We start from the raw sequence: 26,228 nt of genomic DNA on the forward strand, positions 1-26,228 counted from the left end.
TATCAACGTGCACTCCCCGTCCCCCGCCACCGGCGGCCTCGGCGAACTCGCCGAGGCCGCCGGGCGGGTCCGCATACCGTGCCGGAGCCATCACGTGGGCCGGTGATCAGCCGCCACTGCCGGCTGCGGGCGGCGCTGCCGGATTCGCGGGTGCCGTTGACGCCTCCGGCCCGTCATCGCTGCCGAAGAACTCACGCAGAGCCTGGGCCACGACGAGCGGGGCTCCGTCGTCCTCCGGCCCCGAATGCCCGACCCCCGGCAGGTCGATGCTTCGCGCGTGCGGGAGCACCTCGGAGAGTTTCCGGAGTGCGAGACGCAAGTATGCAGCGCTCTTCGTGCCGCCGAGGAGCAGCACCCGCGCATCGAGCGCCGCGTAGTCCATGACCGTGTCGGCCATCTCCCTGATCAGCTGTATGTCGAATCGCAGCGTCGGAATGAGCGCCTCGACCGGCACCTCGTCGGGGGATCCGTCGCCCTGCAAGCGTGCGCCGATCGCCAGGAGCGGCACGAGGGCGAAGCGGGGGATCCTGGTGAACAACGACGGCCCGGTGTTCAGGCCTTTCATCCCCGTGACCAGCGCGGACGCTGATCTTCCCGCAGCGATCTCGCGGTCGAAGCGCGCCAGCCAGTCCGTCGGCACCGAGCCGCCGATCGACAACGGAGGCTCGTACAGGGCGATCCGGTCAAGGGCTGGCGTGACGAGGGCCGTACGCAGGACGACGAGCGCGCCCGAGCTCAGGCCGAAGACCTGCGACGCGCCGGTCGCCGTGACGAGCGCCTGCAGGTCTTCGACCTCCCGCGAGACGCCGAAGTCGGCGCCGTGAGGGCCGCTCAGCCCACGTCCGCGCCGGTCGGGGACATAGATGGTGAACGAGGTCGACAGAGCGGCGGCCAGCTTCGTGAAGTCCTGCGACGCCAGCATCCCGCCGTGTACGAGGATCAGCCCGGGTCCGTGGCCGCCGCGGCGGTAGCCGATCACGGTTCCGTCGGCCGAACGAACCTGCTCGCGTACGGTGGGCGGTGAGTCCTTCATCGCGCGCCTACAGCCGGGACGAACCTGTGCATCGCCCGCTTGCCGGCCTCCACCGCCGCGTTCCCGCGTTCCAGCAGGTCGTGCTGGTATTCGTCCAGGGCCGAGATCAGGTCCCGTCGGCCCTGGTCGACCTCGGTCAGCCGCGCGCTCAGCCGTACGGCGTCCAGCATCGCGGTGCCGGCGCCGTTCCCGCCGCTGGCCGGCGTCAGGTGGGCCGCGTCGCCCAGCAGCGTGACGCGGCCCACCTGCCACGGCGGCATCGGGCGGTCGTGGATCTTGGAGCGGCCCACACTGCTCATGTCGGCGCCGCGTACCAGGTCGCGCAGGTCGGGATGCCAGCCGTCGATCAACTCCAGTGCGAGTTCGCGGGCGTCCTCCCGGCCCGGCGCGGTGGCCGCCGGATGGTCGGGCGGCACGAGCAGCACCCACCTCACATAGCTCTCTCTGTGGGGCATGGGCAGGCCGGGAGCGAGTTCGGCGGCGGTTTCGGAGGGTTCCCTGCCGAACTGCATCCTGCCCAGCATCAGTGTGATCCCCGGTCCCTTGACCATCGTGCCGCGCCCCGGCACGAGTGCCAGGAAGCGGTCGGCGGCGGGAGTGCGGCCCATCACCCCGCACAGGTCGGCGTCGATGAGCTTGACCTCGGGCACCAACTGGCGCCGCACCACAGAGCTCCCGCCGTCGGCGCCGACCAGCACGTCACCGGTGGCCTGCGTGCCGTCCGCGAAGAGCGCGGTGACGGTCCCGTCCGCCCCTTCCGCGAAGCTCTTCAGCCGTTTGCCGAAGGCGGCCCGGCCGCCCAGATCGCCGAGCAGGATCTGCCGCAGCACCTGCCGGTCGAAGGCCCTGGACTCCTCCGGCCCGGGCAGGTCGTCGCCGAGCAGCGTGAGCCGATGGTCGAACAGCAGGCCCGGCCCGGTCAGGCTGCCGCTGGTGGCTTCGGCCAGTTCGTACAGCCGTGGTGGCAGACCGGCGCGCAATGCCTCCATCGCCGGCGGCCCGAGTCCGATCCGGTAGCCCTGAGCCCGCTCGCCGGTGCCGTTATCGGCCTCGTACACGCGTACGTCGAGGCCGGCCCGGATGAGGGTGTGCGCGAGCGTCAGCCCGCCGAGCCCCGCCCCGATAACCAGGACACGTGTCATCGTGATCCTCCAGTGCTAGGTGAACAACGTTCACGTGTACATTGTTCACGTAGGCGGGGAAGGACTGTCAACCCCGATTCAGGGAGGACGCGATGGGGCAGCGGCGCACCGAGGTGCTGCAGGCGGCGATCGAGCTGCTCGACGAGGTGGGCCTGGACGCTCTCACCATGCGGCTGCTGGCGAGCCGGCTCGGGGTGCGGGCGAGTGCCTTGTATCGGCACTACCCCAGCAAGCAGGCCCTGCTGGACGCCATGGTGACGCACCTGGTCAGCCCGGCGGACGACGTCGTTCCGCTCTCCGACGCCCCCTGGGACGAGCTGTTGCGCGGCGTGGCGTCCGGCGTGCGCGAGGTCATGCTGGCCCACCGCGACGGCGCCCGCCTCATATCCGGTTTCCACCAGCCGGGCGACGAGGCTGTCACCACCTTCAGGCGTCTCATCGTCGCCCTGACCGCGGCGGGTGTCCCCGCCGACACGGCCACCATCGCCGTGGACACCGTCCTGGCCTACGTCAACGGCTACGCGATCGAGGAACAGGCCCGCAAGACCGGAGTCGACGGCTGGCCCAGAGAGCGCAGGGACCGCGCCTTCCACGCCGGCCTCGAATTGATCATCGCCGGTGCCAGAGGAGCTCTGTCGTCCTGACGTCGGCACCGGCCGGGCCGCCCCGCTCCCCTCCGTCTGCCGTCCTGGCGACTGACCTGGCCGGCTCGATTGGCACATCCTCTTGGCAATCCATGGCTCTATCGCAGGCTTCGGCACTCGCCGGACGACTTCGAAGCCGCACGAGAACTATTCCTGGCGCAGGAACCCGAGAATGACCCTGTGCCCTTGAGGTATTTCTCGTCGAGCTCCATGCGGTGACTCATCTGACTCAAAGGTGCACGGATTCTTGCACGGGCTTGTCGAAATGCCTCAATCGGGTCAAAATCAGTTCAGTCTTCAACTACTTGGTTGGAGGGTCACTGCACGGATGAGGAGAGGCATGAAGCGCACCATCTCCGTTCTCGCCGCCGTCACCGGCGTCCTCGGTGCCACGCTCGCCGGCATCAGTCCCGCGTCCGCAGCCGCCCCCGCAGTCGACTGCTCCACGGGCGGGTACACCCGGGTTCTGAACAGCTACGTCCCCACGAACGTCCAGCGGCCGGCGGTGGACGGTCGTAGCTACAACATCGCCGGTCCGTCGGCGTACACGTACGAGGTCTGCCTCGACATCCCGGACACCTCGACATTCACGATCGAGGTACGGATCTGGTCCAACGGGTCACAGAGCGTGTTCGTGGACGACCGGCCCGGGGACAAGGTCTTCCGCTACTCGCCCGGCGCCAACAGCTTCTGGCAGGTCTACGGCACGATGACCGGGCCCGACAGCACCTACGTCTACTACACCTGGAACGAGAAGCAGATCCCGGCCTGAGCCGGAACGGGTCGGCCATCCCGCTCAGCGAGGTGGCCGGCCCCGCCGCTCTCAATCGGCTCAGAAGTCTGCTCTGTCCCAGGTTCGGTACAGGACCGGAAGGCTGCGCTGATCGGGCGCAGCGATGAGAGCCGTTGCCGTTCCCCAGCAGGCGGGTCGGTCGGCGGATGAGCGCCCGCCACGCCATGAGACGCCTGCAAGCCGGCCTCACGAATAGGCTCACGATCACGCCGATGTGAGGAGAAGTTGCTGTACGGGCCTGCTGTACACGAGCACGCGGTGAGGAGCGCCGATGGCGACTGAGGGAGGTCTCGATCCGAGTCGCTTGCCGCGAGGTGCGACGGGGTTCCGAGATTTCAGATCCGAGCCGCTGCCCTTGACGGATGCGCGGGTCTTCGCCTCAGCCTGTTACGCGGCTGCTCGGCTTGTGCGCGGCAGGGTTCTGGAGATCAGGCAGCCGGAGGTCCCCGGTAGACGGCTTGCGGGCTCAGTACATCGAGATGTGCACGTGGTCGTAGTGGTTGGCGGTGATTCCGCCGCGGTCGGACATGGTCCGCCAGCCCGGATGGCCGAGGTTGTAGATGCGCTGCTGCCAGATCACGTACATCACGCCCAGCTTCGGCCCGTTCTTGATGGCCCAGGCGGCCAGGGTGTCGCCGAGGGCCTTCATTCCGGGAGAGGGCATGGCGCCGCCCGAGCTCATCATGAAGTCGCAGGCGCGTCCGAGAGGATGCTCGCCGCTGTTCTCCGCTCGGTAGCAGCCGACCGGAAATTGGAGGTCGAAGTGCTTTTCGACCTCCGTGCGCATGAACCGCATCCGGGGCGTGATGTTGTCGGAGCCGCTGGGCAGCTCAGGCGCCCACGACCCGCCCGCGCGCTTTCCCGGCGCGATCGGGATCAACGCGTCGAGCTTGTCCTTGATCTCGTCGATGAGATCCTCGGCGTCCTCGCGCTGCCCGGCGACCTCGGCGGCCTGCGCCTTGAGCTGTGCGGTCAGCGTCTTGGCTGCGTCCGCGGCCCGCTGCCGCTCGGCGCGGACCTGGTCGAAGTGCGCGAGCCTCGCGGCCTGCTCCTCCTTGAGCTGGTAGTTCAGCGCCGCGGTGTTCATGTCGGGCAGCGCCATCGCGCTCTCGGTCTGGTAGCGCAGCCCGGCCATCTGCCGTACGGCGTCGCTGGCGGACTCGAAGTCGGCCTCGGCCTTGGCCAGCCGGCCCCGGGCCGCCTGCTCCTCCACGCGGGCCTTGGCCAGGGCGACGCGTTTGGCGTTGTAGTCGCCGATCAGCCGGTCGACCTTCTTCCGCAGGTCCGACAGCTCCTTCTTGAGCTGCTTCTCCGTCGGTTTGGGATCGGCCGCACCGGGCGCGGCCGTGCCGAACACGAGGGCGGCGGAGGCGAGCACGCCGACAGCCAGGGGGAACGCGCGGGGCAGAGCCCACTCCTCTCCATCTGCCGACCGGGTTAGCTGACGGGTTCGGGCTGGAGGAGCCCGGGCAGGCCACTGCCTTGACCCCAGGTGCGTGATTGGGTCCCCGGCTCCCGGGCGGGGCGCCCGGGATTAGGCGTACCGGTTGTGACGGCCGGTGTCAGGGATACTAGTGGTAAAGAAACGGTGGCTGCCACCGAAGTCGCAACCAATCGGAGATCAAGCCGTTATCGCCTCGCGAAGCATCCGAGCGGCCTCCTCCGGCAGCACGTCGTTGACGAAGGCGCCCATGGCCGACTCCGATCCGGCCAGATACTTCAGCTTGTTCGGCGCGCGCCGGATGGTGAAGAGCTGCAGGTGGAGATAGGCGAGGTCGCGCCGGTGGCTGACCGGGGCCTGGTGCCAGGCCGCGACGTACGGCATGACGACGCCGAACAGCCCGTCCAGGCGGCGCAGCACCTCGATGTAGAGCGGCGCGAAGGCGGCGCGTTCCTCGGGCGACAGCGCGGGGATGTCGGGCACCTGGCGGTGCGGGTAGACGTGCACCTCGAACGGGTATCGCGCGGCGGCAGGGACGAAGGCCGTCCAGTGTTCGTTGGCGGCCACCACCCGGGGGCCCCTCCGCTCGGCGGCCAGGACGTCCGCGAACAGGTTGCCGCCCCGATGGCGGGCGGCGGCGTCCAGCATCTGCCGCGTACGCGGCGTGACGTACGGATAGGCGTAGATCTGCCCGTGGGGATGCGGCAGCGTGATGCCGATCTCGGCGCCGCGGTTCTCGAAGCAGAAGACCTGCTCCACGCCCGGCAGCGAGGACAGCTCGGCCGTGCGGTCGGCCCACGCCTCGACGACCAGCTCGGCCTGCTCGTCGCTCAGGGAGCTGAACGACGCGTCGTGGTCGGAGGTGAAGCAGACGACCTCGCAGCGCCCGATCCCCGGCCGCACCTCGCTCAGCCCGCCCACCTGCTCGTACGCGCCCGTGTTGAAGCTGAACGACGGGAAGCGGTTCTCGAACACCGCCACCTCGTACGGCGAGGGGATCTCCGAGCCGGGATGGCCCGGGCAGAGCGGGCACTCCTCGGCGGACGGCAGGTGGGTGCGCGTCTGGCGGTGCCGGGCGACGGCCACCCACTCGTCCATCAGGGGGTCGTAGCGCAGCTCGGAGGCGAGCGGGCGCGGCGGCAGGTCCCTGGTGTCGGTGGCGCTGTGGTCGGCGTCGTCGCGCCGGTCGAAGTAGATCAGCTCACGGCCGTCGGCGAGATGGGTGATGGTGCGCTTCACAGAGCGGTCTCCAGCTTCACGGTGCGGTGTCCCGGGTCACGAGCGGGCGTTTAGAGGTCCGGCCGGGGGCACGGCGGGCTTCCGGAGGTCCGGCGTCACAGGGCGGTCTCCAGCTCGGTCTCCCCGGACGGATCGGCGAGGAGGAGCTCGCCGGCGTGCTCCGACAGTGCGGCACGCGCCTCCTCCGGCAGGCCGACGTCGCTCACGACCACGCCGGCGTCGCCGAGGGCGGCGATCGTGCTGATGCCGATCGTCCCCCACTTGGTGTGGTCGGCCAGGACCACGAGCTGCTGGGCGGCCGCGATGAGGGCGCGGTCGGTCTCCGCCTCCAGCAGGTTGGGCGTGGTGTAACCGGCCCGGACGCTCATGCCGTGCACGCCGAGCATGAGCGTGTCGACGTTCAGGGAGCGGACGGCCGCCACGGCCACCGGGCCGACCAGGGCGTCGGAGGGCGTGCGCACGCCTCCGACCAGCACCACGGTCTGGTCGGGCCGTCCCGCCCGGTGGAAGACGTCGGCCACCTGGACGGAGTTGGTGATCACGGTCAGCTCGGGCACGTCCACCAGGTGGTGGGCCAATGTCCAGGTCGTGGTCCCGGCCGAGAGGGCGACGGAGCTGCCCGGCCGTACGAGCGTGGCGGCCCGGCGGGCGATGGCCTCCTTCTCGGCCTGCTGCCGCACCGACTTGGCCGCGAAGCCCGGCTCCTCCGTGGAGCCGGTGCCGGTGGCGGTCGCCCCGCCGTGCACCTTGACGATCAGGCCGCGCTCCGCGAGGACCTCCAGGTCACGGCGGATCGTCATGTCCGAGACCCCGAGGTCGCGTACGAGCTGCGCGACGCGCACCCCGCCGGTTCTGCGTACCCTCTCCAGGATCGCCTGCTGCCGTTGCTGGGCCAGCATCCACCACTCCTGTCAACAGATTCAAACAAATTATGCCCTACGCACGTGGGGACATGTTGAGTTGGGGTCCGCCCCTTGCCGCTCGCGGTTCGGGGGAGGACAGTGAGCGAAAGCCGTACTCGACGGAAGGCGGTCCTGATGGGCAGGCGCGCACGCAAGTCGAAGGCACGCAAGAAGAAGAAGGCCAACCACGGCAAACGGCCCACAGGGCGTTAGTCTCCCTGCCGGGCAGGACCTGGGGGGCAGGACCTAAGGGTTCCTGCCCCAGGCGGCGAGCAGGTGGGTCTGCTGGTCGGCGCCGGCCGGGACGCCTCGCTCGTCCCCGATCACTCCCGCCTCGCGGTAGTCCTCCCGCGCCTTCTCGAACCATTCCGAGCAGGAGGCGACGAGCTCGGGGTCGAGCCGTTCCGGCCCGCCGATGGCACGTGCCAGATCCCAGGTGTGGATCAGCGCGTCCGCGAACAGCTCGGTGATGTACTCCTCGCCCGGCACGTCGCCGAAGGACAGGTGGGTCACGCTGGTCAGGGCGCCCTCGGCGTACACCGCCTGGACGGCGCCCTGCGCGGACGCCTCGAACGCCTTGAGCGGGTCGTCGCCGAGCACGTCGCCCTCGAAGGCGTCCCCCACCTCGGCGACCGTACGGCCGGACAGCAGCTCGGGGGCCCACAGGTTCTCGGCCACGACGTGGTTGACGAGCCCCCGGACGTCCCAGTCGACGCAAGGAGTCGGCAGCTCCCACTGCCCGCGGCGGACGAGATGGAGGCGGTCCCCGAAACCGTCCAGCGCCCTGCGGTACGCGTCACGGATGTCGATCATGTCCCCTCCTCGCCACGAACTCCCCATTCGAACGTAACTCTTCTCAACGATCAGTCATACACGCTCGCCGGGGAGGGAACGCCCGGGTCAAGGGACGTGCTGCTCGACCCAGACGATCTTTCCGTACGGGGTGGGCCGGGTGCCCCAGCGGTAGGCGAACCGCTTGATCAGCTGGAGACCGCGGCCGGTGTCCTCGTCGGGGGTGGCCGTGCGCGGGGCGGGAGCGGCGGGGGAGCCGTCGACGACCTCGACCACCAGCGTGCGGCCGCGCAGCATGCGCAGCTCGATCGGCGGCCAGCCGTGTTTGAGCGCGTTGGTGACCAGCTCGCTCACGATGAGCTGGGTGCTGTCCACCAGACTGCTCAGCCCCCACCTCTGCAGAGTGCCGCGGACGAAGCGGCGGGCGTGCGAGACGAACCGCGGGTCGGACGGCAACGGGCAGGTCGCCACCTCGTCCGGGTCGAGATCGCGCACCCGCGCCACCATCAGGGCGATGTCGTCACGCTCGTGGCCCGACCGCTGGCTGCTGATGATCACGTCGCACATGTCCTCCAGGTCCTCGACCGGACCGGCGAGCAGGCGGCGCAGCCCCATGATCCCGGCGTCCAGGTCCCGCTCCCGGCTCTCCACGAGGCCGTCGGTGTAGAGGGCGAGCACGCTCCCGGCCGGCAGGACCAGCTCGCACGACTCCAGAGGGTCGCTGCCGATGCCGAGAGGCAGGCCCGAGGGCAGCTCGATGATCTCGGTCGACCGGTCGGGGTGCAGCAGGATCGGCGGCACGTGCCCGGCACGGGCGAGCGCGCAATTGCGCGTCACCGGGTCGTAGACGGCGTAGATGCACGTCGCGATCTGGCTCGGGTCGAGGTCCTGGCTCATCAGGTTGAGCCGGAACAGCACCTCGTCGGGCGGCAGGTCGAGGCTCGCGAGCGTACGCGCGGCCGTGCGGAGCTGGCCCATGGTCGCCGCCGCCCTGGTCCCGTGGCCCATGACGTCGCCCACCACCAGGGCCGTACGGCACCCGGGCAGGGCGATCACGTCGTACCAGTCGCCTCCGACTCCCATGAGGTCGCTGGCGGGCAGGTAGCGCGAGGCGATGTCCATGCCGAGCGCCTGCGGCAGTTCGACGGGCAGCAGGCTGCTCTGCAGGGTCAGCGCGGTCCTGCGCTCCCTGGTGTACAGCCGCGCGTTGTCGATGCACAGGGCGGTGCGGGCGGCCAGGTCCTCGGCCACGACCACGTCCTGCTCCTCGAACGACAGGCTGCCCGGGTGCCTGGTGAAGATGATGCAGCCGAGGACCCGTCCCCGCGCCCGCAGGGGCACCGCGAGGAACGACGAGTCGGTCAGGAGCGAGGTGACCGTGTCCTCCCGGTCCAGGCTGGCGCCGATCAGACGGGCGCTCTCCTTGTCGAGCGCCGGGTACATCAGCGGCTTGCCGCCGGCCATGCACTGGGCCTGCGGAAGGACCGCCGGGTAGACCGTCGCCTCGCCGACGGGGAAGGCCTTCACCCAGGCGTCCGGATCGGCGCCGGCCACGCCCAGGGCGACCCGGCGGACGAGGGTGGTTCCGTCCACCGGCCTGGGCGACAACTCGCCGTCCGCCATGAGGCGGTCCTGCACCATCACCGCCGCCGCGTCGGCGAAGCGGGGGACCGCCACGTCGACGAGCTCCCGGCTCGTCTCGGATAAGTCGAGCGTGCTGCCGATCCGCCGGCTCGCCTCGTTCAGGAAAGCCAGCCGCTCGTGCGCGGACGCGGCGCTGCTGCGGCGCCACTGCGCCCGGTTGCCCGGGGCGGGGTCCTTGATGACGCAGTTCCGGTTCAACGAATTCTCCGGAGAGAGCGGATGGTGTTCCAGAATCGTATGGAGCTGATACCGCGCATTTCAGCCGTTTGACATGAGTGCTCCGGTCGGTATGACGGCGCGATGGCGCAGCCGTACCCGCCGGTCAAGGGACGAAACGGATATCGGCGGGCATGCGTCACATCAGACGGCGGGCAGATGCGCGAGGGCCGCGTCGATACGCTCCTGCGGGAGCGTGAAATCCTCCAGGCGGCCGGCGAGACGGCTCTCATAAGCGGGCAGGTCGAAGTGGCCGTGCCCGCACAGGGACATCACGATGACCTTCTCCTCACCGGACTCGGCGCAGCGCAGCGCCTCCGCGATCGTCGCGGCCACCGCGTGGGAGGGTTCGGGAGCCGGCACGATCCCCTCGGCCCTGGCGAAGCGGATGCCCGCGTCGAAGCACTCGGTCTGCGTGACGGCCACGGCTTCCACCAGGTCCAGCGCGTACACGTGCGAGAGCAGCGGCGACATGCCGTGGTAGCGCAGCCCGCCGGCGTGGATCGGGTCGGGCACGAACGTGTGTCCCAGCGTGTGCATCTTCATCAGCGGCGTGAACCCTGCCGCGTCGCCGAAGTCGTACGCGTAGGCGCCCCGGGTCAGGGACGGGCAGGCGGCGGGCTCGACGCACCGCAGCACGGGGTCCATGCGCCCCGCCAGCTTCTCGCGCAGGAACGGGAAGGCCAGCCCGGCGAAGTTGGAGCCGCCTCCGGTGCAGCCGATCACGACGTCCGGGGTCTCGCCCAGGGCGGCCAGCTGCTCCAGCGCCTCCTCGCCGATCACGGTCTGGTGCAGCAGGACGTGGTTGAGCACCGAGCCGAGGGCGTATCGCGTGTCGTCGTGCTGCCCGGCGACCTCGACCGCCTCGCTGATCGCGATGCCCAGCGATCCCGTGCAGTGGGGGTCCTCCGCCAGGATCCTGCCGCCCGCCGTGGTCACCGCCGACGGGCTGGCGTGCAGGGTCGCGCCGTAGATCCTCATCAGCGTGCGGCGATACGGCTTCTGCTCGTACGACGCCCGGACCATCCAGATCTCGCAGGCCAGGCCGTACTGCGCGCAGGCGAACGCCAGGGCGGAGCCCCACTGGCCCGCACCGGTCTCGGTGGTCAGCCGCCGCACGCCCTCCCGCGCGTTGTAGTACGCCTGGGGGACCGCCGTGTTGGGCTTGTGCGAGCCCGACGGGCTGCCGCCCTCGTACTTGTAGTAGATGCGCGCGGGCGTGCCGAGGGCGCGCTCAAGGCGGCGGGCGCGGATGAGGGGGGTGGGCCGCCAGAGGCGGTAGACGTCGAGGACGCCGTCGGGGATCGGGACGTACCGCTCACCCGACACCTCCTGCTCGATCAGCGCCGCCGGGAAGAGCGGGGCGAGGTCGTCGGGACCGACCGGCTGCAGCGTCGCCGGGTGGAGCACCGGCGGGGGAGGCGCAGGCAGATCGGGGACGATGTTGTACCAGTTCCGGGGGATCCGGGACTCGTCGAGAAGGACCCTGGTCGGCTCGCCCATGTCTCCCAGTGTCCGCGCCGGGGGCCCATCGGGAAAGGGCGTCTGCCGATGTGGCCGGACCCGGCCAGACACCTGCGTCAGGTGGTTCCTCCCGAGCGCCAGTAGACGTTGGCCTCCCGGCTGAGGAACCCCTCGTCCACCAGGTAACGGCGCAGCGCGGCGTAGTCGTCGTGGAACGCCCGCAGCGCCACGTCGACCTCCTTCTCCGGATAGCGCACGCCCACGTCGAACACCTGCGCGACGTAGTCGAGCACCATCAGTCGTTTGGCCCTCTTCGCCGGGATGGAGACGAGCCGCCCGTCGACCAGGAACGCGTCCAGCGGGTCCGCCGGCGTGGAGGGGATCGTGCGCAGCAGGTCGCGGAAGGTCTCAGGCCGCGCCCGCCAGCCGTCCCCGTCCCGTACGGCGAGGCCGCCCCTGGCCAGCCGGTCCAGTGCCTTGGCCGCCACTTCTGCGTCGAGCCCGGTGACCTTGTCGAGCGGCTCACCGGGACGCAGGACCAGCCCGGCGAGGACACGGAGCGTGTCGTCCTGCCCGAGCAGCCCGAGCACGCGGGAGATGTGCTTGTCGATCACCTGTCCACGGTATTGGGTCGATGAAGACCGTAGGAAACCTGGAGGGCGACGTGACCGCTCAACTGGACCACACGATCGTGCACAGCAGCGACCGCTTCGAGTCCGCCCGCTTCCTGACCGGGCTGCTCGGAGAGCCCGAGCCCGGCGCGTTCGGGCCGTTCGCCACGGTCCGGGTCGGCAACGGCGTGACGATCGACTACGCCGACTCGATCGTCGACCGGGAACGGATCGTCATGCAGCACCTGGCGTTCCTCGTCTCGGAGGACGAGTTCGACGATATCTGCGCCCGCATCGCCGAGCGGGGCCTGCCGTACTGGGGCGGCCCCCACCACCAGGAGCCGCAGCAGATCAACCACCGTCACCACGGCCGCGGAGTGTACGTGGACGACCCCGACGGCCACGCCATCGAGTTCCTCACCCATCCGTACGTCGAGGAGGAGTGACCTTTCAGCGGGCCTGCGTCCGGCCCCGGTCGAAGACCGCGCGCCTGCGGGCGGCGAAGTCCTCGGGGCTGGCGATGGTGAGCCCGTCCCGCCCGGTCTCCAGCTCGGCCCGGAGGCCGTCCGCGCCCGTGCCGTCGCGCAGGAGGTCGTAGATCTCCCGGATCCTGCCCAGCGTCTCCGGCGTCGTCGTCGCGATGCTCTGCGCGAGCTCCACGGCCCGGGGCAGCAGCCGGTCGTGCGCGACGACCTCGTTCACCAGGCCGATGCGCAGTGCCAGGGGAGCGTCCACGAAGTCCCCCGTGAACGTCATCTGCCGGGCCCAGGACTGCCCGACGGCCTGACTGAGCCGGGCCGTCATGCCCCAGGACGGCACGATGCCGACACGGGTGTGGGTGTCGGCGAACCGCGCCCGCTCACTCGCGATCCTGAAGTCGCAGGCGAGTGCGAACTCCAGGCCACCGGTCACCGCGACGCCGTTCACGGCCCCGATGACGGGCACCGGGAAGTCGCGCAACGGAAGGATGGAGTCGGGGTGGCCGATCTTCACCCCCGCTTCCAGCTCGCCGAGGTCCAGGCCGGCGCAGAAGGCGGGATCGGCCCCGGTGAGCACCATCGCGCGCAGGTCGGGCTCCTGCGCGAGCCTCTTGAGCGTGTCGTGGAACTCTTCCAGCAGCGCCTTGGAGATCGCGTTGTACTTGCGCGGACGGTTCAGCGTCACTACCGCGACGGCCTCAGAGGGCCGGTCGACGAGGACCAGGTCGCCCATGGTGCTCCTCAGGGTCCGGGGTACGGCGAGAACAGGTTATAGAAAAGCGCCCGGCCGCCCGGCCGCCGGTCACGCTGACGCGCGGGCGGCTCGTTCGCGGGTTGCGCGGTCACCTGGCCGTTCGGCTCCCACTCTCGCCACGATCATGGTAGGCATCGTCCATGCGGCGCTCTGTGGCGATACCCCTGGTCACTGCGATCGTCGCCGCCTTCGGCGCCGCTGTGATCGCCACCTTCGCGCTGATCCTCGCCGGCCCCGCTCCCACCACGCCGTACGCCGCGCCCATGGCGTCGGTACGGCCGGCGGAATCGGCCCTCGACGCGCCCACGATGCCCAAGCTCTGGTATCAGGACGTGGAGACCGCGAGGAGAGTGGTCGCCGCTCTCGGATTCGTCCCGGAGATCCACACCTTGATCGGCGAGGAGATGAAGGTCCCGAGGGATTGGATCGTGCTCGGCCAGGCACCGGCTCCGGGAACCCTCCTCAAGAGCACGATGCCGATCGAGTTCTACGTCACGCGCAAGGACATGCCCGTGCCCAGCCCCACCACAGCGACCGCACACCCGTGATGAGCCGGCCCACCGTGATCTCCACGCCCAGGTGGCCTCAGTCGTCTCGGGTACGACAAGGCCGCTTCCGATTACTGGAGGCGGCCTTCGACGTACATGAGTGCTGGTCGGGGCGACAGGATTTGAACCTGCGACTTCTTGCTCCCAAAGCAAGCGCGCTACCAAGCTGCGCCACGCCCCGTCTCGTCGGGTACGCGAGCGGTCCGAGACTCCGGTACGCTTACGCCCTGACGACCGGATGAAGTCTAGACCAGATGGACACCGGGCGCGCGCGGACGTAGCTCAATGGTAGAGCCCCAGTCTTCCAAACTGGCTACGCGGGTTCGATTCCCGTCGTCCGCTCCAGTGCGAAAGGCCAGGTCACCCGTACGGGGAGCCTGGCCTTTGTGATCTCACGACACTGTTTCCGATCTTCCGTGCCACACACGTGCCACTTCAGTTTTCAATCTTCGTTCCGGCCGCCGTCCTGAACGCCTCCCCGAGCGCTTTGGCGATCGCCTGATCACGGTCCTGCGCGGCATGCAGGTAGATCAGAGCCGCCCAAGTGGACGAGTGACCCATGCGCGCCGTCAGCTCCGTGAGGCCGGCACCGCGGGCAGCCGCCGCACTTGTGAAAGTGGAGATCGGGAAGGCCGACCGCCGCCTGCCTGAGTAGCCCTCGACACGCTCCCGAAGCTGAGGGAGGAGTTCCGGAGGGATGCTCACCATCACGACCGGTGACATCAGCGGAACGCACCGCCAGACCTCGCGGTACCGCCTGCTATCGGTGACATCTGCTCCCTGACGGGGCAGCGCTACAAGCCGCAGGCGCTATGTTCGGCGGGTGACCGGTAGAAAGGGTTCCCAGCTGGGTATGGAAGCCGCACATCGCCTGGCCCAGCTAGGCTGCTGTGAAATTGAGGAAGGGCTTTCCGAGGCGGAATTAACTCGTATCGAGCACGAGTACGGGTTCGAGTTCGCCGATGACCATCGGGCCTTCCTGGCAGCGGGGTTACCGGTACATGGGCCTCGTAAAGAGGGCCAGACATGGGAGAACCCATGGCCTGACTGGCGCAATGGTGATCCTGACGCGCTACGCAAACATGTCGAGTGGCCAGTCGACTATCTCCTGTGGGACGTCGAGCATGGCCACTGGCGATCGAGTTGGGGCAAGCGGCCGAACGACTCCCTCGAAGCCGTCGAATTAGCCCGGGTGCGTCTGGCGGACGTACCCAGGATGGTTCCGGTCTATGGGCATCGGTTCCTGCCGGCTGGGCGTGGAACCCTCGGACATCCGGTCCTATCCATGTGGGGCACGGACATCATCTACTACGGGACCGACCTGCTCGATTACATTGACCAGGAGTTCCGAAACCCGCGTCCTGAACACGTCGAGACATGGCAGCCGCATGCGACGGTCTCGTTCTGGCAGGACTATCTGTAAGGGCATCCTCGAGAGGTGGTGCGCCGAACGGCGCACTCGCGGTCCACGCCGATGCCACATCGTCCGCTTACGACACCTGGTGAACACTACGCAACTCCCAGGCTGACAACACGCTGTCCCGGATGGTTCGTGTCCCACGGGTACGTGAGGCGCGCTGGCGGGATCTCGCTGCTTTCGATGTCGTAGTCCCAGCCGTCGAGGCGCTCGCTGGGGAACTCGCGGTGCGTCAGTCGAAAGCTGCGTTGTGCATCACTACGTGTCCAGCCAGCCTTCCCGCTGAGCGGCCCTATCGACATCCGTGGCTACTAGGTGGATCGCCACCCACGCCCGACGATCTGGCCGACTCGCAAGGTTCTTGCGGCCTGCGCCGTGCCAGGCGCATCGGCGCCGGCTCGGTCAGCTCGACGTGGGGCACTGCTTGCCGAGCCTGGACAGCTCGCCGGAGAAGGCCTTGGCGTGCTTCAGCTCGTCTTTCGCCGTGTCGTCGAGCACCTTGGCCGTCGCGGTGTCTCCGGCGGCCGAGGCCTGGCGCGCGTAATCGGGGTACATCTGTCTCCCTTCGTGGGTTTCCCCCTTGATCGTCGCGCACAGGTTGGCTGGGGTGTCCCGGACCGCGCCGGCCAGATTCGCCTCCTCGGCGAAGTGCTCGGTGCGCTCGACGGCGGCGGTGCGGTGGAACAGCCTGGCGAGTCTCGGCTGCCCGGTCTCCCGTGCCTTGTCGCCGTACAGGGTGTACTTGGCATAGGCGAAGGCTTCGCCCTTCATCGCCGTACGGAGGTTGTCGAGCGTTCGTGACGACGAGACCTGCGGCCCGCCGGCGCGTATGGCCACGGGATTGGCCTTCACGTCCGTCGGGACGACCGTGCCGGACGACGGATCGGTGACGGCTTTCGTCGCCTGGAGGAACCTCGTGCGGTGGGCGGCCTCGTCATCGGCTATCTCAGAGAAGAGCCGGGCCGCCTGCCGGTCGCCGTCGGCCCTGGCCTGTGCGGCGAAGTTCTTGTACATCGTCGTCGCCTCGTAGGTCTCGCCGCCTGTGCTGTCGCGCAGGTTCGCGACGTTGTCGCCGACCAGGCCGATGAGCTTCGCCTGCTCGGTGAAGTGCTCGCGTAATTCGGTGTGCGCGGTGCGCCGGTACAGCGCGGCCACCTCGGGCAGGTTCTCCCTGTCCGCCTGCTTCGCGTACGCGCGGTAGGTGACGTGCGCCAGAGCCTCGCCCTTCATCGCGTTCGTGAGATTCGTCCGCGTGGCGGGGTCGACGTCGTCCGAGCGGGGGGGCGGGCGCAGCCGAGGCGCTCCCGGCTCCCAGGGCGAGAAGTGTGATCACACCGGCAGTCGTGAGACCGGCTTTCCACCAGGCGAGAGCTGAGGTTTCCATGCGACCCCCCGACGGGCAGTTCGTCGCGACCGTGAGGTACGGCGATGAGAGGGGTCGACCTCCGGCATACCCCGTCACGGCGGGCGAATCTCCCCGGACGTCCTGTCTCTGACTCGGATATCGCAAACCCGGAGCGCGGCGAGGGGAACGGACGGACGCTGAGAAACGATCAGTCGCCGGTGCGGAAGAGGGCCCAGACGGCCTTGCCGCCCTCGTCCAGGGTGTCCCAGCCCCACGCCTGGCTGTAGGTCTCGACGATGTAGAGGCCGCGTCCGTGCTCGGAGACGAAGTCGGGTTGCACGGGCGACGGCGCCTGGTCGCTCGGATCCGAGACGGCGAGCAGCACGTGCGGGGCGATGCGCAGGAGCGTCAGTGTTATCGGCCGGTCGTCGGCGCGGTTCGCCGGATACAGAGCGTAGCGAACAGCGTTCGTCACCAGTTCGCTCACGACCAGTGCCGCGTCGTCGCTCAGTTCCGGCAGGCCCCACTGCTGCAGGGTCGTCCGCGTGACGTCACGTGCGGTCTTCACGGAGTCGGCCTGCGGGGCCAGGGGGCACATCGTCGTATCGGACGCCCCTGCCGCCCTCCGGAACCAGCCGAATCCCACGTCGCGGGTCAGCTGGCCGCCGGGTTTGGGCTCGTCCGACATGGTTGCCCGTACCTCCCGCTGGCCTGAGTCGAGGACTGGTGCACATTTAGCCCAATATGCACCTAGACATGATGGATCAGCTCCTCCCGCCGCTGCAAGACCCAAATGCACGTGCAGTTGTCACGTGCATACGCACAATGCAGTAGTGCTAACCGTCAGGGACACGTAGATCAGACCTTGTCATCGGAGCCCGAAGTGGTGACACTGTGTGGGCTGGGGGTGTCGTGCGGGTCGTCCCTTGGCGGCACACAGAGCCGAGGTGAGAGGGAGGCGCCGTGATACAGATCCAGGCTGGATCGGGTCCGACGGCTCTGCGCATCCTTCTCGGTTCCCAGCTCCGCAAGCTCCGTGAGAGCAAGGGCATCAGTCGTGACCAGGCCGGCCAGTGCATCCGGGCGTCCGAGTCGAAGATCAGCCGGATGGAGCTGGGCCGGGTCGGGTTCAAGGAACGCGACGTGGCGGACCTTCTCGCCCTCTACGGCGTGGAGGACGAGGAGACGCGCGATGTCGTGATGAACCTCGTCGAGCAGGCCAACGAGCCCGGCTGGTGGCACCGGTTCAACGACCTGCTGCCCTCGTGGTTCCAGGCGTACGTCGGCCTGGAGGAGGCTGCGGAGCGCATCCGCACTTACGAGGTGCAGTTCGTTCCCGGCCTGCTGCAGACGAAGGAGTACGCGCGGGCCGTCATCATGGCCGGCGCGGTCGGCGCGGCGCCCGAGGAGATCGCCAGGCGGGTGGACCTGCGGCTGGAACGCCAGCGCATCCTCGACGGCGAGAACAGTCCCAAGTTCTGGGCCGTGATCGACGAGGCCGCGCTGCGCCGCCCGATCGGCGGCGTCGAGGTCATGCGGGGTCAGATCCAGCACCTCATCGACCTGATGAACCAGCCCAATGTGACGATTCAGGTCATCCCGTTCAGCTATGGCGGACACGCCGCCGAAGGCGGAGCCTTCAGCATCCTGCGGTTCTCCGATCCCGACCTGCCCGACATCGTGTACGTCGAGCAGCTCGCGAGCGCGCTCTACCTGGACAAACGAGAAGAGGTCGACCGCTACAGCGAGGTCATGGAACGCCTCTGCGCGGTCAGCACCACCCCAACGGAGACGGTGGACCTGCTGCGGCAGATCATGGCCGACCTCTGATCAGTCGCTACCGGGGCTCATCTGCTCTAGACTGCCCTTGGCGTTGGACACCCGCCACAGTCGAGCATGCCCGGACAGGTCGCGTGCAGGCGAGACGGTGATCCTGCGCCTCTCACGTGGGCGCGGCGCGCGTTACTGTGCCGCGGTTGCCGTGCACGACGTGCCCGCGATCACCAGATGCTGGATCAAGGAGACCACCCCGTGAAGACCGCTGTCGAGGAGCTCAGCCCTACCCGGGTCAAGCTCACCGTCGAGGTGCCGTTCAAGGAGCTCGAGCCGAGCCTGCAGGCCGCGTACAAGAAGGTCGCGCAGCAGGTGCGCGTGCCCGGCTTCCGTCCTGGCAAGGTGCCGGCCCGGATCATCGAGCAGCGCTTCGGCCGCGCGGTGGTTCTCGAGGAGACCCTGAACGACGCCCTGCCCAAGCTGTACGGCCAGGCCGTTGACGAGACCGAGGTCTTCCCGGTCAGCCAGCCGGAGATCGAGGTCACCAAGATCGAGGACGGCGAGCAGGTCGAGTTCACCGCCGAGGTGGACATCCGCCCCGCCTTCGACGTTCCGGACTACCAGGGCGCCGAGGTCGTGGTCGACCCCGCCGAGGTGACCGACGAGGACATCACCACCCAGCTCGAGGCCCTGCGCCAGCGCTTCGCGACGCTGACCGGCGTCGAGCGGCCGGCCCAGAACGGCGACTACGTCGTGATGGACCTGCGTGCCGAGATCGACGGCCGCAACCTCGACGAGCAGCAGGCCGCCGACGTGTCGTACGAGGTCGGCGCGGGCTCGGTCCTGGAGGGCCTGGACGACGCGCTGCAGGGCATGGCCGCCGGCGACGAGAAGACCTTCCGCACCACGCTCGTCGGCGGTGAGAACGCCGGCGAGGAGGCCGACGTGATCATCAACGTCAAGTCGGTCAAGGAGAAGGTGCTGCCCGAGCTCGACGACGAGTTCGCGCAGCTCGCCAGCGAGTTCGACACGCTCGACGAGCTCAAGGACAGCATCCGTCAGCAGGTTCGCCGCAACAAGCTGGTGGACCAGGTCGTGCAGAGCCGCGAGAAGGCGCTCGACGCGCTGCTCGAGAAGATCGACATCCCGCTGCCCGAGAGCGCGCTGCAGGCGGAGATCGACGCGCGCAAGCACAACCTCGAGCACCAGATCGCCGAGAGCGGCCTGAGCCGCGAGGCGTACCTCCGCCTCCAGCAGACCACCGAGGAGGAGCTGTTCGCCGAGTACGAGGCGACCTCGGCCAAGGCGCTGAAGTCCGGCTTCGTGCTCGACAAGATCGTCAAGGCTGAGGAGATCGGCGTCAGCGAGCAGGAGCTGACCGACTTCGTGGTGCGCCGCGCCATGCAGATGGGCGTCGCGCCGAACACGCTGGCCCAGCACCTCGCCGACAACAACCAGCTTCCGCTGGCGATGATGGAGATCGTGCGGGAGAAGGCCAAGACCCTCATCGGCGACGCGGCCCGGGTGACCGACACGGCCGGCAACGAGGTGGACGTCAAGGCCATCTACGCCGAGCTCAACCCCGAGCAGGAGGCTGTGGGCGTGGAGGAGGCGGGCGCCGGGGAGCCCGCCGACGAGGCCAAGGAAAGCTGATTTCCCAGGCTCTCGCCTGACTTCTGCCGCCGGTCGGCCGGGAGGCCGATCGGCGTGGCGGTAACGGTGAAACCCCCGTCGCACTCGGGTGCGCCGGGGGTTTCCGGTTATATTCGGGCAAATCCCTGCAAATTTGTTTCTTACCGCGTGTCGGGGAGCAACCGTACGGCCGAGATCCGTGTGCCCCCGGCCGTGCGGCCATGGCGGGAAACACGGGCGATGCGGCGCGGGGGCCTCGTCGCGGGCCCGGCATGCGCCGTCAGCGAACAGTACGGCGCACGGGCATGACCTGTCTGCGTCGCGCGTTAAGGTCACAAGCAAAGCCAATCGATTACGACGCATCGGAAGGTGACGCTGTGACCAGCCCGCCGACCTTCTTCCCGACCGGTGGTTCCGGCTTCGAGGCCCGGAGCCCGGAGGGTGGCCCCTCCCGCCTCGAGGACCAGCTCTACCAGCGCCTGCTGCGCGAGCGGATCGTGGTGCTCGGCACCCAGGTCAACGACGAGGTGGCCAACCGGCTGGCCGCTGAGCTCCTGCTCCTCGCCGCCGATGACCCGGACCGCGACATCTGGATGTACATCAACTCCCCCGGTGGCTCGGTGACCGCCGGCATGGCGATTTACGACATGATGGAGTATGTGCCGAACGACGTCTGCACGGTGGCCATGGGTCTGGCCGCCTCCATGGGGCAGTTCCTGCTCTGTGCCGGCGCCCGCGGCAAGCGGTACGCGCTTCCGCACGCCCGGATCATGATGCACCAGCCCTCGGGCGGCATCGGCGGCACCGCGGCCGACATCGCGATCCAGGCCGAGCAGATGCTCTACGTGAAGAAGACCCTCGCGGAGCGGATCGCTTTCCACACCGGCCAGCCGCTCGACCAGATCGAGCGCGACTCCGACCGGGACCGCTGGTTCACGGCCGAGGAGGCCAAGGACTACGGCTTCATCGACCACGTGGTGCGCAGCGCCCGCCAGGTGCCCTCCGAGGGCGCCGTCTCGTGACTGGAGCTTCCCAGATGAGTGAGCTGATCCGGCCGGGTGACATCAACGGCCGCTACGTCCTTCCCTCCTTCGTCGAGCGCACGTCGTACGGCGTCAAGGAGATGAACCCCTACAACAAGCTGTTCGAGGACCGCATCATCTTCCTCGGTGTCCAGATCGACGACGCTTCGGCGAACGACGTGATGGCGCAGCTGCTGACGCTGGAGTCGCTGGACCCGGACCGCGACATCAGCATGTACATCAACTCGCCGGGCGGCTCGTTCACCGCGATGACCGCGATCTACGACACCATGCAGTTCGTCCGGCCCGAGATCCAGACGGTCTGCCTCGGGCAGGCGGCCTCGGCCGCCGCGGTCCTGCTGGCCGGCGGCACCCCGGGCAAGCGGTTCGCCCTGCCCAACGCCCGCGTGCTGATCCACCAGCCCTACACCGAGGGTGGCGGTCAGGGCAGTGACATCGAGATCCAGGCTCGTGAGATCCTGCGGATGAGGTCGCTGCTCGAGGAGATCGTGGCGAAGCACTCGGGCAAGTCGGCCGACGAGGTCCGCAAGGACATCGAGCGCGACAAGATCCTCAGCGCCGAGGAGGCGAAGGCGTACGGGCTGGTGGACGACATCATCCCGTCGCGGAAGAAGCGCGCGGCGGCGGTCGCCGCTTCCTGAGGGAGTTGCCGCACCGGAACGGTGCCCATTTGGGCACGTTCCGGTGCGACTCACCGCTAGGGGGCTCACTGAGGGCCCGAGAGACGGTAACGTCGAAACCTGAGCGGGATGACGTTTTCGCACCGGATCGCGATCCCCGGATCATGGCCAGGGTCATGAGCCAGGATCGCGAGCAGGGTGCGGACGGAAGCGACCGCGGCGGCAGGGGCGGTCCCACGCAAAGGAGTATCTGGGGTGGCACGCATCGGCGACGGGGGAGACCTGCTGAAGTGCTCGTTCTGCGGCAAGAGCCAGAAGCAGGTCAAGAAGCTCATCGCCGGACCAGGCGTCTACATCTGCGATGAGTGCATCGATCTCTGCAACGAGATCATCGAGGAGGAGCTGTCCGAGTCCTCCGAGCTCAAGTGGGACAACCTCCCCAAGCCGCGCGAGATCTACGAGTTCCTCGACGCGTACGTCATCGGGCAGGACAAGGCGAAGAAGGCGCTGTCGGTAGCGGTCTACAACCACTACAAGCGCGTCCAGTCGGGGGAGCGAGGCCGCGACGACGGCCTGGAGCTGGCCAAGTCCAACATCCTGCTGCTCGGGCCCACGGGGTCGGGCAAGACGCTGCTCGCGCAGACCCTCGCCAAGATGCTCAACGTGCCGTTCGCCATCGCGGACGCGACCGCGCTGACCGAGGCCGGCTACGTCGGCGAGGACGTGGAGAACATCCTCCTCAAGCTGATCCAGGCCGCCGACTACGACGTCAAGAAGGCCGAGACCGGCATCATCTACATCGACGAGGTCGACAAGATCGCCCGTAAGAGCGAGAACCCGTCGATCACCCGGGACGTGTCGGGTGAGGGCGTGCAGCAGGCCCTGCTGAAGATCCTGGAGGGGACCACGGCGAGCGTGCCCCCGCAGGGCGGGCGCAAGCACCCCCACCAGGAGTTCATCCAGATCGACACCACGAATGTGCTGTTCATCTGCGGCGGCGCCTTCGCCGGCCTCGAGAAGATCATCGAGTCGAGGGTCGGCAGGAAGGGCATCGGCTTCAACGCCATCATCCATTCCAAGGAGGAGATGGACTCCTCCGACATCTTCTCGGACGTCATGCCGGAAGACCTCCTGAAGTTCGGCATGATCCCCGAGTTCGTCGGCCGGCTCCCGGTGATCACCTCGGTGCACAACCTCGACAGGGACGCGCTGATCCAGATCCTCACCGAGCCGCGCAACGCGCTTGTCAAGCAATACCGCCGCCTGCTCGAACTGGACAACGTCGAGCTTGAGTTCTCCGACGACGCGCTGGAGGCCATCGCCGACCAGGCCATCCTCCGGGGCACCGGCGCCCGCGGGCTGCGCGCCATCATGGAGGAAGTCCTCCAGTCCGTGATGTACGAGGTGCCCTCCCGCCAGGACGTGGCCCGCGTCGTCATCACCCGCGAGGCCGTGCTCGAGCACGTGAATCCGACTCTGGTGCCACGCGACCAGCTGCAGGCCAAGCAGCAGCGGACCCCGAGGGAGAAGTCGGCCTGACGCGAGCCTTCGCCGGCGCGTTGTCCACAGGGCGTGCGGCGACGGCTCGGGCGGCGTCCGGACCTCCCTAGAATTGGGCAGCGTGACTACGTCTGAGCTGCCCACCCAGTACGCCCCCGCCGATGTCGAGACCCGGAGCTACGAGCGCTGGGTATCGGCGGGCTACTTCACCGCGGACCCGGGCAGCGGGCGCGAGCCGTACAGCATCGTGCTTCCCCCGCCCAACGTGACCGGGTCGCTCCACGTGGGCCACGCCCTCGACCACTCGATCCAGGACGCGCTCACCCGGCGAGCCCGGATGCGCGGCATGGAAACGCTGTGGCTCCCCGGCATGGACCACGCCGGCATCGCCACGCAGAACGTCGTGGAACGCGAGATCGCCAAAGAGGGCCTGTCTCGCCACGACTTCGGCCGTGAGGCGTTCGTCGAGCGCGTCTGGCAGTGGAAGGAGGAGTCCGGCGGCCGGATCCTCGGCCAGATGAAGAAGCTCGGCGACGGCGTGGACTGGTCCCGCGAGCGCTTCACCATGGACGAGGGGCTCTCCCGGGCCGTCCAGACGATCTTCAAGAAGCTGTTCGACGACGGGCTCATCTACCGCGCCGAGCGGATCATCAACTGGTGCCCCCGCTGCCTGACGGCCCTGTCCGACATCGAGGTCGAGCACAGCGAGGACGACGGCGAGCTCGTCTCGATCCGCTACGGCTCGGGCGACGAGGAGATCGTCGTCGCCACCACCCGCGCCGAGACCATGCTGGGCGACACCGCGGTGGCCGTCCACCCCGCCGACGAGCGCTATGTGCACCTGGTCGGCAAGTATGTGGAGGTCCCGCTCACCGGGCGGCGCATCCCGGTCGTCGCCGACGAGCACGTGGACCCCTCCTTCGGCACCGGCGCGGTCAAGGTCACCCCCGCACACGACCCGAACGACTTCGAGATCGGGCGCCGCCACTCGCTGGAGTCGCTCGTCATCATGGACGAGCGCGGCGTCATCACCGCCCACGGCCCCTTCCAGGGCCTCGACCGGTTCGAGGCGCGGCCCGCCGTGGTCGCCGCGCTGCGCGAGCAGGGCCGCATCGTCGCCGAGAAGCGGCCGTACGTGCACTCCGTCGGGCACTGCTCCCGCTGTAAGACCGTGGTCGAGCCGCGGCTGTCGCTGCAGTGGTTCGTCAACGTCACGCCGCTGGCCAAGGCGGCCGGTGACGCGGTGCGCGACGGCCGCACCCGCATCCACCCGCCGGAGCTGGCCAAGCGCTACTTCGACTGGGTCGACGACATGCACGACTGGTGCATCTCGCGCCAGCTGTGGTGGGGACACCGGATCCCCGTCTGGTACGGCCCGGACGGCGACATGGTCTGCGTGGGGCCCGACGAGGAGCCGCCGGCCGGTTACGAGCAGGACCAGGACGTCCTCGACACCTGGTTCTCCTCCGGTCTGTGGCCGTTCTCCACGCTGGGCTGGCCCGACGCCACGCCCGATCTGGCCCGCTTCTATCCGACGAGCGTGCTCGTCACCGGCTACGACATCCTGTTCTTCTGGGTCGCCCGGATGATGATGTTCGGGTTGTACGCGATGGACGGCCAGCCGCCGTTCCGCACGGTGGCGCTGCACGGCATGGTGCGCGACCAGTTCGGCAAGAAGATGTCGAAGTCGTTCGGCAACGTCGTCGACCCGCTCGACTGGATCGAGCGGTACGGCGCGGACGCCACGCGCTTCACGCTCCTGCGTGGTGCCAACCCCGGCTCCGACGTGGCCATCAGCGAGGACTGGGCGGCCGGATCCCGCAACTTCTGCAACAAGATCTGGAACGCCACGCGCTTCGCCCTGATGAACGGCGCCGTCTCCGACGGTCTGCCCGAGGACCTCACCGCGGCCGACCGGTGGATCCTGTCGCGCCTGCAGGAGGTCGTCACGAGCGTCGACGCGGCCTTCGAGGAGTTCGAGTTCGCCAAGGCATCCGACGTCCTTTACCACTTCGCCTGGGACGAGGTCTTCGACTGGTACGTCGAGCTGGCCAAGGTCCAGTTCGCCGAGGGCGGCGTGGTGGCCGAGAACACCAAGCGGGTGCTGGGCCATGTCCTCGACGCGCTGCTCCGGCTGCTCCACCCGCTCGTGCCGTTCGTGACGGAGGAGCTGTGGCGGGCTCTGACCGGTGGGGAGTCGATCGTGGTCGCTCCCTGGCCCTCGGCCTCGCCCGGGCTGCTCGACCCCGCGGCCGAGCAGGAGATCTCGTCGCTGCAGAACCTCGTGACGGAGGTGCGCAGGTTCCGGTCGGATCAGGGCCTGAAGCCCGGCCAGCGGGTGGCCGCGCGACTGTCCCTGTCCGGTACGGCTCTCGCCGCCCATGAGGGTGCGATCCGCGTCCTGCTGCGTCTCGACGAACCGGCGGACACCTTCAACCCGACAGCACGGCTCACCGTCGGCACGGTGCTCGTGGAGATCGACACGGCCGGAGCCATCGACGTCGTCGCTGAGCGGAAGCGGCTGGAGAAGGACCTTGCCGCAGCACGCAAGGAACAGGCGCAGGTCACGGCGAAGCTCGGCAACGAGCAGTTCATGGCCAAGGCGCCGGAGGACGTCGTGGCGAAGGTGCGCCGACGGGCCGAGCAGGCCGCCGAGGACATCTCCCGTCTCGAGGCCCAGCTCGCCGCCCTGCCGGCTTAGGCCGTCGTTCTGTGCGCCCTCGTTCCGGCGAGGGCGCACACGCGCTTCCAACTCTGTGGCGGCAGAGGTTTGAAGGGCGTGGAGACAGGGCAGGACTCTAAAGTTGCCCAAGTTGTGCGCAGCACGCCGCGACGGGTGCTAGTCTTTCTGCACGCGCTGAGGACCGGCGAGCCTGAACCCCCCACCGGGGATCGGCTGCTAGGCTCTCAGCGACTCCCTCTCATCGGACCCGATCTCGGGATGCCTCGTCACGATTCGACGGGCTTTCGGGGATCAGGTAAGTTAGAGGGGTTGCCCTGGAAACGGGGCGGCCGAAATTCTCGGCGAAAACCGAAATTCGAAGCAAATCGAGTTGATTTGACAAGAATAACGGGACTTGCCAGAATAAAGGCACAACGGAAAACGCCCCGGAGCGTGGGACCTTCTCGGAGGGTTTCGGGTGATGGTGGTCGCGTCCGTTTCTTGAGAACTCAACAGTGTGCTAAAAGCCAGTGC

General features: G+C 68.6%; 24 protein-coding genes, 2 tRNA genes and 1 riboswitch. Of the genes, 12 read left to right on the plus strand and 14 right to left on the minus strand.

Going from position 1 to position 26,228, the window contains the following annotated elements; translation table 11 throughout:
* Positions 1-106: 106 nt before the first annotated feature.
* On the minus strand, positions 107-1,033 hold the full coding sequence (locus ABZ860_RS41620) for an alpha/beta hydrolase (protein ID WP_357231964.1): 927 nt from the start codon (positions 1,031-1,033) through the stop codon (positions 107-109).
* Positions 1,030-2,175 carry an NAD(P)/FAD-dependent oxidoreductase gene (locus ABZ860_RS41625; protein ID WP_357231967.1) on the minus strand — a complete coding sequence of 382 codons (1,146 nt, stop codon included), beginning with the start codon at positions 2,173-2,175 and terminating at the stop codon, positions 1,030-1,032. Before ABZ860_RS41625 ends, ABZ860_RS41620 begins: the two co-directional genes overlap by 4 nt.
* Positions 2,176-2,267: 92 nt before the next feature.
* Here ABZ860_RS41625 and ABZ860_RS41630 point away from each other — a divergent pair, with 92 nt between their 5' ends.
* Both ABZ860_RS41630 and ABZ860_RS41635 read left to right on the plus strand, forming a co-directional pair.
* Positions 2,268-2,819: a TetR/AcrR family transcriptional regulator C-terminal domain-containing protein gene (locus ABZ860_RS41630; RefSeq protein ID WP_357231970.1), complete on the plus strand. Its 552-nt coding sequence runs from the start codon at positions 2,268-2,270 to the stop codon at positions 2,817-2,819.
* Between the two features lie 340 nt (positions 2,820-3,159).
* Complete coding sequence (locus ABZ860_RS41635) at positions 3,160-3,591, plus strand: hypothetical protein (protein WP_357231973.1); 432 nt, start codon at positions 3,160-3,162, stop codon at positions 3,589-3,591.
* Between the two features lie 487 nt (positions 3,592-4,078).
* On the opposite strand, the gene ABZ860_RS41640 is transcribed toward ABZ860_RS41635, so the two are convergent.
* The 7 genes from ABZ860_RS41640 to ABZ860_RS41670 form a co-directional block, all read right to left on the minus strand.
* The gene (locus ABZ860_RS41640) at positions 4,079-4,990 is read right to left on the minus strand and encodes a hypothetical protein (protein WP_357231976.1); all 912 of its coding nucleotides are present in this window, start codon (positions 4,988-4,990) and stop codon (positions 4,079-4,081) included.
* Between the two features lie 34 nt (positions 4,991-5,024).
* Positions 5,025-5,163, minus strand: a riboswitch (cyclic di-AMP (ydaO/yuaA leader).
* A gap of 70 nt (positions 5,164-5,233) precedes the next feature.
* Positions 5,234-6,292 (minus strand): galactose-1-phosphate uridylyltransferase, encoded by a 1,059-nt coding sequence (gene galT, locus ABZ860_RS41645; RefSeq protein ID WP_357231979.1) that lies wholly within the window; start codon positions 6,290-6,292, stop codon positions 5,234-5,236.
* 95 nt (positions 6,293-6,387) lie between these two features.
* Positions 6,388-7,191, minus strand: coding sequence for a DeoR/GlpR family DNA-binding transcription regulator (locus ABZ860_RS41650; RefSeq protein WP_357231982.1), 804 nt, complete (start codon positions 7,189-7,191; stop codon positions 6,388-6,390).
* 249 nt (positions 7,192-7,440) lie between these two features.
* Positions 7,441-8,007 (minus strand): TIGR03086 family metal-binding protein, encoded by a 567-nt coding sequence (locus ABZ860_RS41655; RefSeq protein WP_182900108.1) that lies wholly within the window; start codon positions 8,005-8,007, stop codon positions 7,441-7,443.
* A gap of 87 nt (positions 8,008-8,094) precedes the next feature.
* Entirely contained in the window at positions 8,095-9,828 is a 1,734-nt protein-coding gene (locus tag ABZ860_RS41660; RefSeq protein WP_357231986.1) for a SpoIIE family protein phosphatase, read from the minus strand.
* A 162-nt stretch (positions 9,829-9,990) separates the two neighbouring features.
* Positions 9,991-11,349, minus strand: coding sequence for a TrpB-like pyridoxal phosphate-dependent enzyme (locus tag ABZ860_RS41665; protein WP_357231989.1), 1,359 nt, complete (start codon positions 11,347-11,349; stop codon positions 9,991-9,993).
* A 77-nt stretch (positions 11,350-11,426) separates the two neighbouring features.
* Positions 11,427-11,924: a DUF2087 domain-containing protein gene (locus tag ABZ860_RS41670; RefSeq protein ID WP_357231992.1), complete on the minus strand. Its 498-nt coding sequence runs from the start codon at positions 11,922-11,924 to the stop codon at positions 11,427-11,429.
* A 20-nt stretch (positions 11,925-11,944) separates the two neighbouring features.
* Between ABZ860_RS41670 and ABZ860_RS41675 the strand changes: the two genes are divergently transcribed.
* On the plus strand, positions 11,945-12,367 hold the full coding sequence (locus ABZ860_RS41675; protein WP_357231995.1) for a VOC family protein: 423 nt from the start codon (positions 11,945-11,947) through the stop codon (positions 12,365-12,367).
* 4 nt (positions 12,368-12,371) lie between these two features.
* On the opposite strand, the gene ABZ860_RS41680 is transcribed toward ABZ860_RS41675, so the two are convergent.
* Positions 12,372-13,133: an enoyl-CoA hydratase gene (locus ABZ860_RS41680; RefSeq protein WP_357231998.1), complete on the minus strand. Its 762-nt coding sequence runs from the start codon at positions 13,131-13,133 to the stop codon at positions 12,372-12,374.
* A gap of 161 nt (positions 13,134-13,294) precedes the next feature.
* Here ABZ860_RS41680 and ABZ860_RS41685 point away from each other — a divergent pair, with 161 nt between their 5' ends.
* Entirely contained in the window at positions 13,295-13,702 is a 408-nt protein-coding gene (locus ABZ860_RS41685; protein WP_357232001.1) for a hypothetical protein, read from the plus strand.
* 104 nt (positions 13,703-13,806) lie between these two features.
* Here the strand turns inward: ABZ860_RS41685 and ABZ860_RS41690 are convergent.
* Positions 13,807-13,883 (minus strand) — tRNA-Pro (locus ABZ860_RS41690).
* A 90-nt stretch (positions 13,884-13,973) separates the two neighbouring features.
* Here ABZ860_RS41690 and ABZ860_RS41695 point away from each other — a divergent pair.
* Positions 13,974-14,047: transfer RNA gene (locus ABZ860_RS41695), tRNA-Gly, on the plus strand.
* Between the two features lie 90 nt (positions 14,048-14,137).
* On the opposite strand, the gene ABZ860_RS41700 is transcribed toward ABZ860_RS41695, so the two are convergent.
* Complete coding sequence (locus tag ABZ860_RS41700; protein ID WP_357232003.1) at positions 14,138-14,425, minus strand: hypothetical protein; 288 nt, start codon at positions 14,423-14,425, stop codon at positions 14,138-14,140.
* Positions 14,426-14,525: 100 nt separating this feature from the next.
* On the opposite strand from ABZ860_RS41700, the gene ABZ860_RS41705 reads away from it, so the two are divergent.
* On the plus strand, positions 14,526-15,125 hold the full coding sequence (locus tag ABZ860_RS41705; protein ID WP_357232006.1) for a hypothetical protein: 600 nt from the start codon (positions 14,526-14,528) through the stop codon (positions 15,123-15,125).
* Between the two features lie 396 nt (positions 15,126-15,521).
* Here the strand turns inward: ABZ860_RS41705 and ABZ860_RS41710 are convergent, their stop codons facing one another.
* Together ABZ860_RS41710 and ABZ860_RS41715 are read right to left on the minus strand one after the other, a co-directional pair.
* Entirely contained in the window at positions 15,522-16,412 is an 891-nt protein-coding gene (locus ABZ860_RS41710; protein WP_357232018.1) for a ferritin family protein, read from the minus strand.
* 260 nt (positions 16,413-16,672) lie between these two features.
* A complete protein-coding gene (locus ABZ860_RS41715; RefSeq protein ID WP_357232009.1) occupies positions 16,673-17,152 on the minus strand; it encodes an ATP-binding protein in 480 nt (159 codons plus the stop codon).
* 275 nt (positions 17,153-17,427) lie between these two features.
* On the opposite strand from ABZ860_RS41715, the gene ABZ860_RS41720 reads away from it, so the two are divergent.
* The 6 genes from ABZ860_RS41720 (at position 17,428) to ABZ860_RS41745 (ending at position 25,733) form a co-directional block, all read left to right on the plus strand.
* Positions 17,428-18,294 (plus strand): helix-turn-helix transcriptional regulator, encoded by an 867-nt coding sequence (locus tag ABZ860_RS41720; RefSeq protein WP_182900101.1) that lies wholly within the window; start codon positions 17,428-17,430, stop codon positions 18,292-18,294.
* Between the two features lie 201 nt (positions 18,295-18,495).
* Positions 18,496-19,890 (plus strand): trigger factor, encoded by a 1,395-nt coding sequence (gene tig, locus ABZ860_RS41725; protein ID WP_357232012.1) that lies wholly within the window; start codon positions 18,496-18,498, stop codon positions 19,888-19,890.
* A gap of 356 nt (positions 19,891-20,246) precedes the next feature.
* Positions 20,247-20,891 (plus strand): ATP-dependent Clp protease proteolytic subunit, encoded by a 645-nt coding sequence (locus ABZ860_RS41730; RefSeq protein WP_030509565.1) that lies wholly within the window; start codon positions 20,247-20,249, stop codon positions 20,889-20,891.
* 14 nt (positions 20,892-20,905) lie between these two features.
* Positions 20,906-21,553, plus strand: coding sequence for an ATP-dependent Clp protease proteolytic subunit (locus tag ABZ860_RS41735; RefSeq protein ID WP_079317758.1), 648 nt, complete (start codon positions 20,906-20,908; stop codon positions 21,551-21,553).
* 234 nt (positions 21,554-21,787) lie between these two features.
* Positions 21,788-23,071, plus strand: coding sequence for an ATP-dependent Clp protease ATP-binding subunit ClpX (gene clpX, locus ABZ860_RS41740; protein ID WP_079317756.1), 1,284 nt, complete (start codon positions 21,788-21,790; stop codon positions 23,069-23,071).
* An 82-nt stretch (positions 23,072-23,153) separates the two neighbouring features.
* The gene (locus ABZ860_RS41745; RefSeq protein WP_357232015.1) at positions 23,154-25,733 is read left to right on the plus strand and encodes a valine--tRNA ligase; all 2,580 of its coding nucleotides are present in this window, start codon (positions 23,154-23,156) and stop codon (positions 25,731-25,733) included.
* The last annotated feature ends 495 nt before the right edge of the window (positions 25,734-26,228 follow it).

The sequence above is a fragment of the Microbispora sp. NPDC046973 genome (genome assembly GCF_040644495.1).
GTDB lineage: Bacteria > Actinomycetota > Actinomycetes > Streptosporangiales > Streptosporangiaceae > Microbispora.

Excerpts from the sequence above, each read along its gene's own strand:
- ABZ860_RS41625 (WP_357231967.1), bottom strand. The coding sequence starts at position 2,175 with ATGACACGTGTCCTGGTTATCGGGGCGGGGCTCGGCGGGCTGACGCTC.
- ABZ860_RS41635 (WP_357231973.1), top strand. The coding sequence starts at position 3,160 with ATGAAGCGCACCATCTCCGTTCTCGCCGCCGTCACCGGCGTCCTCGGT.
- ABZ860_RS41620 (WP_357231964.1), bottom strand. The coding sequence starts at position 1,033 with ATGAAGGACTCACCGCCCACCGTACGCGAGCAGGTTCGTTCGGCCGAC.
- ABZ860_RS41675 (WP_357231995.1), top strand. The coding sequence starts at position 11,945 with ATGAAGACCGTAGGAAACCTGGAGGGCGACGTGACCGCTCAACTGGAC.
- ABZ860_RS41665 (WP_357231989.1), bottom strand. The coding sequence starts at position 11,349 with ATGGGCGAGCCGACCAGGGTCCTTCTCGACGAGTCCCGGATCCCCCGG.
- ABZ860_RS41700 (WP_357232003.1), bottom strand. The coding sequence starts at position 14,425 with ATGTCACCGGTCGTGATGGTGAGCATCCCTCCGGAACTCCTCCCTCAG.
- ABZ860_RS41685 (WP_357232001.1), top strand. The coding sequence starts at position 13,295 with ATGCGGCGCTCTGTGGCGATACCCCTGGTCACTGCGATCGTCGCCGCC.
- ABZ860_RS41630 (WP_357231970.1), top strand. The coding sequence starts at position 2,268 with ATGGGGCAGCGGCGCACCGAGGTGCTGCAGGCGGCGATCGAGCTGCTC.
- ABZ860_RS41655 (WP_182900108.1), bottom strand. The coding sequence starts at position 8,007 with ATGATCGACATCCGTGACGCGTACCGCAGGGCGCTGGACGGTTTCGGG.
- ABZ860_RS41680 (WP_357231998.1), bottom strand. The coding sequence starts at position 13,133 with ATGGGCGACCTGGTCCTCGTCGACCGGCCCTCTGAGGCCGTCGCGGTA.
- ABZ860_RS41735 (WP_079317758.1), top strand. The coding sequence starts at position 20,906 with ATGAGTGAGCTGATCCGGCCGGGTGACATCAACGGCCGCTACGTCCTT.
- ABZ860_RS41650 (WP_357231982.1), bottom strand. The coding sequence starts at position 7,191 with ATGCTGGCCCAGCAACGGCAGCAGGCGATCCTGGAGAGGGTACGCAGA.
- ABZ860_RS41715 (WP_357232009.1), bottom strand. The coding sequence starts at position 17,152 with ATGTCGGACGAGCCCAAACCCGGCGGCCAGCTGACCCGCGACGTGGGA.